7 protein-coding genes are annotated in these 8901 nt (G+C 71.5%); all 7 read right to left on the reverse strand.

Annotated features, from left to right (window positions below; genetic code table 11):
• Positions 1 to 2: 2 nt before the first annotated feature.
• Entirely contained in the window at positions 3 to 857 is an 855-nt protein-coding gene (locus tag KILIM_RS17565) for an FAD binding domain-containing protein (protein WP_006594078.1), read from the reverse strand.
• Positions 854 to 3271 carry a xanthine dehydrogenase family protein molybdopterin-binding subunit gene (locus tag KILIM_RS17570; protein WP_006594079.1) on the reverse strand — a complete coding sequence of 806 codons (2418 nt, stop codon included), beginning with the start codon at positions 3269 to 3271 and terminating at the stop codon, positions 854 to 856. The genes KILIM_RS17565 and KILIM_RS17570 overlap by 4 nt, the downstream gene beginning before the upstream one ends.
• The gene (locus KILIM_RS17575; protein ID WP_006594080.1) at positions 3268 to 3735 is read right to left on the reverse strand and encodes a (2Fe-2S)-binding protein; all 468 of its coding nucleotides are present in this window, start codon (positions 3733 to 3735) and stop codon (positions 3268 to 3270) included. The genes KILIM_RS17570 and KILIM_RS17575 overlap by 4 nt, the downstream gene beginning before the upstream one ends.
• A gap of 191 nt (positions 3736 to 3926) precedes the next feature.
• A complete protein-coding gene (locus tag KILIM_RS17580) occupies positions 3927 to 5078 on the reverse strand; it encodes an XdhC family protein (RefSeq protein ID WP_006594081.1) in 1152 nt (383 codons plus the stop codon).
• A complete protein-coding gene (locus KILIM_RS17585; protein WP_006594082.1) occupies positions 5071 to 6144 on the reverse strand; it encodes a vWA domain-containing protein in 1074 nt (357 codons plus the stop codon). Before KILIM_RS17585 ends, KILIM_RS17580 begins: the two co-directional genes overlap by 8 nt.
• Positions 6145 to 6395: 251 nt before the next feature.
• Positions 6396 to 7352, reverse strand: coding sequence for an AAA family ATPase (locus tag KILIM_RS17590; protein WP_040563761.1), 957 nt, complete (start codon positions 7350 to 7352; stop codon positions 6396 to 6398).
• A gap of 82 nt (positions 7353 to 7434) precedes the next feature.
• Complete coding sequence (locus KILIM_RS17595; protein WP_157551803.1) at positions 7435 to 8304, reverse strand: hypothetical protein; 870 nt, start codon at positions 8302 to 8304, stop codon at positions 7435 to 7437.
• Positions 8305 to 8901 lie beyond the last annotated feature (597 nt).

Here is an 8901-nt window from a genome sequence, read left to right on the forward strand (position 1 = left end):
GATCACGCTCCTGCGGCCGCGAGCACGGCGCGGCGGGTCAGCACCGTCGCCAGGTGGCGGCGGTAGTCGGCGTCGGCGTTGAGGTCGGACGGGGGATTGAGGCCTTCGGCGACCCCGGCGCACGCGGCACCGACGGCCTCCTCGGTCAGGGCAGATCCGACGAGCGCCTCCTCGCAGGCGCGGGCCCGCACGGGGGTCGTGCCCATGTTCGTCAGCCCGATGCGCGCCTCCGCGATCGCGTCGCCCTCGACTCGCACCGCGGCGGCGACCGCGACGACCGACCACTGGTGGGAGACGCGCACGAACTTCTCGTAGTGGTGCCCCCAGCCGGACTGCTTGGTCAGCCGCACCGCCGCGAGGATCTCGTCGTCGCCGACGGCGGTCGTGAAGTTGTCCTCGAAGAAGTCCTCGCCGGCGACGACCCGCTGGCCGCGCGGCCCGACGATGACGAACTCGGCCTCCATCGCCAGGGCGGGCGCGCCGACGTCACCGGCCGGATCGGCGTGCGCGAGTGCCCCACCGATCGTGCCCCGGTGCCGAATCTGCGGGTCGGCGATCGTCTCGACCGCGTCGACGAGCACCCCGGCGTGCTCCTGAGCCAACGGGTCGGCCAGGAAGTCGGAGTAGGTGGTCATCGCGCCGACCACGATCCCCGGACCGTCGTCGAACACCCCGCGCAACTCGGCCACCTTGCCCAGGTCGACGACCAGGTCGGGGGCGTTGAGCCGCATCCGCAGGATCGGCAGCAGGCTCTGCCCACCGGCGATGATCTTCGCGGAGTCGCCGCGCTCACCGAGCACCTCGAGCGCCTCGGCGAGCGAAGCGGGGGCGATGTAGTCGAATGCCGCGGGGATCACTGGTCCGCTCCCTTCTGCGCAGCGGCCTGGATGGCCTTCCAGACCCGCATCGGCGTGCACGGCATCTGGATGTCGTCGATGCCGAAGTGACGTACCGCGTCGACCACGGCGTTGACCACCGCAGGGGTTGAGGCGATGCAGCCGGCCTCACCGACTCCCTTGGCGCCCATGTCGTTGCTCGTCGCGGGGCTGACCGTGTTGTCGGTGCGGAAGCTGATCGTGTCGGCGCTCGAGGGCAGCGTGTAGTCGACGAACGAGCCGGTGACCAGCGTGCCCTGGTCGTCGAACACCGCCTCCTCCCACAGTGCCTGGGCGATGCCCTGCACGAGGCCGCCGTGGACCTGCCCCTCGACGATCAGCGGGTTGATGACGTTGCCGACGTCGTCGACGCAGGCGTACCGGAGCATCGACACGTGCCCGGTCTCGGTGTCCACCTCAACAGCACACAAGTGTGTGCCGTGCGGGAAGGAGAAGTTCACCGGGTCGAACGTGGCCGCTGAGTCCAGCGACGGCTCGACGCCGTCGGGGAGGTTGTGCGCGGCGAAGACCGCGAGCGAGACCTCGGCGAGCGAGATCGACGAGGCACCCTCTCCGGCTCCCTTGACCGAGAACGAACCGGAGGCGAACTCAAGGTCGTCCGCGCTGGCCTCCAGGAGGTGCGCGGCGATCGGCCGCGCCTTCTCGATGACCTTGTCCGCCGCCTTGAGCACGGCCTGGCCACCGACGACGAGCGACCGCGAGCCATAGGTGTCCAGGCCCTTGGGCGACACCTGCGTGTCGCCGTGCAGCACCTCGACGTCCTCGAACGGAACCCCGAGCTTGTCGGCGACGATCTGACTCCAGCTCGTCTCGTGCCCCTGCCCGTGGGCGCTGGAGCCGGTGACGACCTCGACCTTGCCGGTCGGCAGCATCCGCACCTCGGCGTGCTCCCAGCCGCCGGCGCCGTAGTTCAGCTCACCGAGCACCCGGGACGGCGCGAGCCCACACATTTCTGTGAAGGTCGAGATGCCCAGGCCCAGCTGCACCCGGTCGCCCCGCTCACGCCGCTGCTTCTGCTCGGCGCGCAGCCCGTCGTAGTCGAAGAGCTCCTTGGCGCGGGCCGTCGCGGCCTCGTAGTTGCCCGAGTCGTACTCGAGCCCGCACACGGTCGTGTACGGGAACTCCTCGTGGGTGATCCAGTTCTTCTCGCGGATCTCCATGGGGTCGCAACCGACCTCCGCGGCGAGCTCGTCCATGAGCCGTTCGATGGCGAACGTCGCCTCGGGACGGCCGGCGCCGCGGTAGGCGTCGGTCCACGTCTTGTTGGTGAACAGGTTCGTGGCGTTGAACTGGTAGGAGTCGAACTTGTAGATCGCGTTGTACAAGAACGCGCCGAGGATCGGCGTGCCCGCCGTGACCAGGCCCAGGTAGGCGCCCATGTCGGTCATGATGTCGACCTTCAGGCCGGTGACCTTGCCCTCCTTGGTCGCGGCCAGCGTCAGCTGTTGCCACTGGTCACGCCCGTGGTGGGCGCTCAGCAGCGACTCGCTGCGGGTCTCGGTGTACTTGCACGGTTTACCGGTCATCCGCGCGGCGAGGAACGTGATGACCTCCTCCGGCGTGACCTGCAGCTTGCCGCCGAAGCCGCCACCGACATCCGGGGCGATGACGCGCACCTTGGCCTCATCGACGCCCAGCACCATCGCCAGCATGACCCGCAGAATGTGCGGCACCTGCGTGGCCGACCACATGACGATCTGCTCGCCGGTGGGGTCGACGACGGTCGAGCGCGGCTCCATGAACGAGGGGATGAGGCGCTGGTTGCGGTACTCGCGCTCGATGACGATGCCGTCGGCGCGGGCCTTGCTGATCGCCTCCTCGACGTCGCCGCCGGTGCCGGCCTGGCCGGAGTCGAACTGCCAGAACGCGCTCTTGTTGGTGCCCAGGTCGGGGTGGGCGAGCACCTCGTCGGTCGCTGCGTCCTTGAGCTCCAGCACGGCGGGCTGGCGGTCGTAGTCGACGTCGACGAGCTCGGCGGCGTCGCGCGCCTGAGCGGGCGTGCGGGCGATGACGACCGCGACGATCTCACCGCTGAACGCGACCCGGTCGACGGCGATCGCGGGGTGCACGGGCGCCTTCTGGTCGGGCGTGATCGGCCACGCGCACGGCAACCCGCCCTGGGTGTCCTTGACGTCCTCACCCGTGATGACTCGCACGACGCCGGGAGACTGCTGCGCCGCCGAGGCGTCGATGTTCGTGATCGTGGCGTGCGCGAACGGGCTGCGGACCATCGCCAGGTGCAGCATGCCGGGCAGCTGGATGTTGTCGGTCCAGCGGGTGCGACCGGTGATGAGGCGCCGGTCCTCCTTCCGGCGGCGGGCGGCGCCGACCTCGCCGGCGGGTTTGGCGGTGGGCTTGTCGGCCGTGGCGGTCACTGGGCACCTCCGGACTGCGCGGCCTGCACGGCCTTGACGATGTTGTGATAGCCGGTGCACCGACACAGGTTGCCCTCGAGGCCGACGCGGATCGTCTCCTCGTCCGCATCCGGATGCTCGTTGAGCACGTCGATGGCCTGCATGATCATGCCCGGGGTGCAGAAGCCGCACTGCAGGGCGTGGGCGTCGTGAAAGGCCTGCTGCATGCGGTGCAGCGTGTCGCCGTCGGCGATGCCCTCGATGGTCGTCACCTCGTGCCCGTCGACCTGCACCGCGAGCACGTTGCAGGACTTGACGCTGCGCCCGTCCAGGTGCACCGTGCACGCCCCGCAATTGCTCGTGTCGCAGCCGACCACCGTGCCGACCTTGCCGAGTTGCTCGCGCAGATAGTGCACGAGCAACGTGCGCGGTTCGACGTCGTCGCTGTACTCGACCCCGTCGACCTTGACGTTGATCTGGGTCATCCGTCACTCCTTCGTGTCGGTTGCGTCCGTGCGCGCGGCCGCCGGGCGGGCCCATGACGTGCGCATTGTCGTTCTGGCATCCTCGCCGCTGCATCGTCGGTGGACAACAGGGCACACATGCATCGCAGCAGGTGCGGACCGGATCAGGCTCGCTGCTTCCGCAGATGCGGTGAGGCTCGGTGTGGTGGTGGTCAGTCTTGGCTGTCGGTTGTGTGCGGGTGGTGGATGGGGCCGCCGCGGTCGGCGAGGCGCTGCCCGTCGCCGCCCCAGTGCAGGGCGATCATCTCGGCGGCGATGCTCACCGCGGTCTCCTGCGGGGTGCGCGCGCCGAGGTCGAGACCGATGGGGCTGGAGAGGCGTGCCAGTTCGTCGTCGCTGAGTCCCGCCTCGCGCAGGCGGGCCAGTCGGTCGTCGTGGGTGCGCCGTGACCCCATCGCGCCGACGTACGCCAGTGGGGTGCGCAGGGCGACCTCCAGCACGGGCACGTCGAACTTCGGATCGTGGGTGAGAACGCACACCACGGTGCGTTCGTCGAGGCTGCCTTGGTCGCGTTCGGCGGCTAGGTAGCGGTGCGGCCACTCGACGACGACCTCGTCGGCATCCGGAAAGCGGCTGGCGGTGGCGAACACGGGTCGCGCGTCGCAGACCGTCACGCGGTAGCCGAGGAAGGTGCCGACCTGCGCGACGGCGGCGGCGAAGTCGATAGCGCCGAACACGATCATCCGGGGCCGTGGCGCGTACGAGGCGACGAACACCCGCAGCCCCTCGCCGCGCCGCTCCCCGTCCGGCCCGTACGTCAGAGTCGCCGTGTGTCCGCCCGCCAGCAGTCCGCGCGCGTCGTCGGTCACGGCCGCGTCGATGCGTTCGCTGCCCAGGGAGGCGGCGACATCGTCACCGGGGCTGTCGTCGGGGTGGATGATGAGGCGCCGCCCGAGCCGGGCGGGGTCGGGGTGGGCGATGACGGTGGCCACGGCGACGGGACGGCCGGCGTCGATGTCGGCGGCCACGGACTCCAGTTGCGGGAACGACTCGCGGCTGACGGACTCGACGAAGACGTCGAGGATGCCGCCGCAGGTCAGGCCGACCGCGAACGCGTCGTCGTCGCTGACCCCGTAGCGTTGCAGCACGGGCGTGCCGTCGGCGACGACGTCCTGGCCGAGCTCGTAGACGGCACCCTCGACGCACCCCCCGGAGACCGACCCGACGGCCTCGCCACCCGGGCCCACGAGCATCGACGCGCCGGCGGGGCGGGGGGCCGAGCGCCACGTGGCGACGACCGTGCCGACCGCTACGGTGTGCCCGTCGCGCCACCAGCCCAGCAACTCCGCGAGCACCTCACGCATCGGCGACCACCCTCACTACCTGCTCGAATGCTGCCAATGAATGCCCGGCGACGAACTCGTCGCAGTGCGGCAGGGCCGCCACGATGCCGCCCTGCACGGGCTCGTAGCCGGCCTTGCCCCGATGCGGATTAACCCACACGACCCTGTGCGCCACGGCGCGCAGCCGGCGCATCTGCTCGCCGAGGTCGGCCGGGTCACCGCGCTCCCAACCGTCGCTGAACACGACGACGACCGCACCCCGGGCCAGGCCGCGGCGCCCCCACCGCCGCAGGAAGGCGTCGAGATTCTGCGCGAGCCGCGTGCCGCCGGACCAGTCGGGCACCGCGTCGCCGCAGGCGATCAGCGCCTGCTCGGGGTCGCGGTGCTGCAGGGCGCGCGTGATGTGGGTCAGCCGCGTGCCCATCGTGAACACCTCGACGTGCGCCCCGGAACCGACGACGAAGCGGTGCGCCAGGCGCAGCAGCGCGTCGGCGTAGGCGCTCATGGAGCCGGAGACATCGATGAGCAGCACGATCCGCCGGGCCCGGCTGCCCCGGCGCCGGTAGGCGATGGCGCCGGGTTCGCCCATGCGGCGCAGTTGCTCGCGCAGGGTGCGGCGGGCGTCGACGGAGCCGCGGCGGGCGGGCGTGGCTCGGTGCGCGCGACGGCGTGGGGCACGCGGCTGCAATGCGCCGAACAGCCTTGCCAAGCGGGCGCGCTCGGCGTTGGAAAGGGCCGCGACGTCGCGGTGTCGCAGCACGTCGGCGTCGCTGGCGCGGACGGCGAGCGCATCCTCGTCCAGGGGGCCGCTGCCGGTGCCGCCACCGCTGTCGAGCGCCGCCTGCGTAACGGTCGGCGCGGACTCCCGGCGCGGCCGCGGGCCGGTCGACGCGAGCCCGAACCAGGCGGCGAACACCTGGTCGTGGCGGCGCAGGTCGTCGGGGGAGCCGCACAGCGTCGCTCGCCCGGCCCAATACACACCCGCCGCGTCACCCGCACCGACCTCAGCCGCCGCCTGCAGATACGAGCGCTCCCGGTCCGCGGTCACCGCCACCCCGGCCGCCCGCAGCGCCCGCGCAAACCCCACCAACGCCGCCGCTGGGCGGCCGCCCACCTCCCCGGTGGCCGTGCCGAGCAGCGAGGGTGGCGTGACGTAGCGACTTCTCGACGCACTCGCGTCAGCACCAGATTCGGGCGCAACGCTCTGACCTGCATCTTTGCCCCGAAGGCTCGATCGGTGGTTGCTCCCAGTGCGTTGAGAAGTCGCTACGTCCGCGCGCTCTTCGGCCTGGCGCGCACCCTGGCCCCCCGATTCGGGCTGGGGCGCCGCATCTGAGCTCATCGGGTGAGCACCCGATCGAGGGCGGCGCGCACCCGCTCCGCGTCGTCGCGGTGCTTGACGGCGACCCCGAGCGTCGCGGCGGCGGTCGCCGTGTCGAGCTCGGGGGCGCCCAACTCCAGCAGGGCGCGGGTCCAGTCGATGGTCTCGGCCACACCGGGCGGCTTGACGAGATCGAGCCCGCCGCGACCCCCGCCGCCGGGGGCGTCGGAGGAGGCCGGGCCGCCGCGCAACTGCTGGCAGGCGGCGACGACCTGGCGAGCCAGGGCCTCGCTGACGTCCGGCAGGTGGGTGCGCACGATGGCCAGTTCCCGCTCCAGGCTGGGGTGTTCGATCCAGTGGTAGAGGCAGCGCCGCTTGAGGGCGTCGTGCAGGTCGCGGGTGCGATTCGAGGTGAGCACGACGACGGGCGGGACGCCGGCCGTCACCGTCCCCAACTCGGGGATCGTCACCTGCCACGTCGAGAGCACTTCAAGCAGGAAGGCCTCGAATTCGTCGTCGGCGCGGTCGATTTCGTCGACGAGCAACACCGCCGGTGCCTCCCGCAGCGCCCGCAACACGGGCCGGGCGAGCAGAAACCGGTCGGTGAACAACTCGTCCTCGACTGCCGCAAGATCCGCACCTGCTCCGAGGGGAGCCTGCGTGCCGGCTGAGGCCAACGCCTCGAGCGCCCGCAAGTGCAGGATCTGCCGGGGAAAGTCCCAGTCGTAGAGGGCCTGGCTGGCGTCGATCCCCTCGTAACACTGCAGCCGGATCAGCGGCGCGCCCAAGACACCGGCCAGCGCTTGGGCGAGCGCGGTCTTGCCGGTGCCCGGCTCGCCCTCCAGCAGCAGCGGCCGAGACAGGCGCAACGCGAGCCACGAGATGGTGGCCAGGGCCTCGTCGGCGAGGTAGCCGCTCCGCTCCAGGCGGGCGGCCAGGTCGTGCGCGTCGGGGATTGCCAGCGTCGGCTCCATCCGCCCAGCATCGCCCACCAGCGCACCGAGGGCACGCCACCGTGTCCCCACTCACCCCCGCGGACCCGAGATGGGGGCGGGGTCAGTGGTCCGGGCGGTCCAGGGGGAGGACCTTGTCGGTCGACATGGCCGCAGACTTCGTCGCGGCGCGCGCGGCGGGGAAGCAGCCGGAGGCCGTGCCGAGCCGTTGCAGGCCGACGAGGTCACCGGCTCCCCAGACGGCCGGCTTCGACGTGGTAGCCGGGTACATGATCTGGATCGGGTCGGAGACGGTCGGGTGGTCGAGGCCGACGACGTGGCCGAGCTCGTGCATGAGCACCTGCCCCCAGGTGCCGAGCAGGCCGGTGGAGTTGCCGCGGCCGAACCCGGTGGGCAGCTTCTTGGTGTTGTCGAGCACGACGTAGCCCTGCACGATGCGGTGCCAGGAGCCTGACCCGACGCGCTGCGGGGTCGGTTCGAAGAAGGCGCCACCGACGCCGACGATGTCGGACCCCTTCGTCAGGTACGCCGAGCGCTTGGCGGGTCGGGTGTCGCCGGGCCGGGCGAACGCGACGACGAGGTCAGTGCCCTTGGGGTAGGTGTCGGGCACGTCCTGACCCTTAGAGCCCGGGACGACGCCGGTCGTGCCGACCTTGACGAACCGCATGCCGGTGCCGGCGGCGATCTGCCCGATCGCGGCGTCGATGTCGGCGGCCGCACCCTTGGGCGCCCCCTCGAGGTTCACGCGGTACCGCACGGGGCTGCACGGATTCCACCGCGCGGGCGGCGTTGTCAGATACCCCACGGACTTGGGGTTGCCGGCTCCCACGAGCATCGTGAACGGCCGTGACGTGCCGACGCGCTGGCCACCGTTGGAGACGGAAGCGACGCGGAAAACGGTGCGGCCCTTGGCGCTCGTGGGCACGCGAAGCGTGTAGGCGCGCGCGGCGGCGCTGGTGCCAGGTGGCGTCACCGACGCCACGGTGCGCCACGATCGGCCGTGCAACCGCTGGAGCGATACGGCGGTCTTCGGTTGGGCGCTCTTCAACTGCCCGGTGACGCTGACTCGCGCTCCGGGTCGCGCCACGGTCGTCGACGGCTTCGCTGACACGGCGGGGGCCGCGGTCGCCGCGGTGGTGGCAGTCGCGACGGCAGCGGGCGATGCGGCGGCACCGAATGAAGCAACGGGCGCGGCCGTCGCGGAGGACGCCCCGGCCGGCCCGGCGACGGTCGCGCCGACGAGTGCCAGGGAGGTGAGACCGATGGCCAGACGAGCGGCAGGGGCCGGTCGCTGGGCACGCGCAGAAGGTCGAGATGGCGTTGTCATGAGGGGAGTCCCTTCACGTCTTGGCCGGCTGGTAGCCGATTCCGACGGTGGTCACCGTTTCATGCGGCGCTGAGCGTCCCCCAACAACGACCTACTGCAGCGGAGCGTCGTCCGTGCAGTAGGTGCTGCAGTTCTGTCGCTTCGATGACCGAATACTCATCGAGAATGCCCCCTCGCCGAGGGTGGCGAGCGCCCCGTCCACGTTTCGGGCGCTGTCGGGTGGCGATCCCGTCCCGCGGGGGG

This window comes from Kineosphaera limosa NBRC 100340 (genome assembly GCF_000298215.1).
Classification (GTDB): Bacteria; Actinomycetota; Actinomycetes; order Actinomycetales; family Dermatophilaceae; genus Kineosphaera; species Kineosphaera limosa.

Excerpts from the sequence above, each read along its gene's own strand:
- KILIM_RS17575 (WP_006594080.1), bottom strand. The coding sequence starts at position 3,735 with ATGACCCAGATCAACGTCAAGGTCGACGGGGTCGAGTACAGCGACGAC.
- KILIM_RS17580 (WP_006594081.1), bottom strand. The coding sequence starts at position 5,078 with ATGCGTGAGGTGCTCGCGGAGTTGCTGGGCTGGTGGCGCGACGGGCAC.
- KILIM_RS17590 (WP_040563761.1), bottom strand. The coding sequence starts at position 7,352 with ATGGAGCCGACGCTGGCAATCCCCGACGCGCACGACCTGGCCGCCCGC.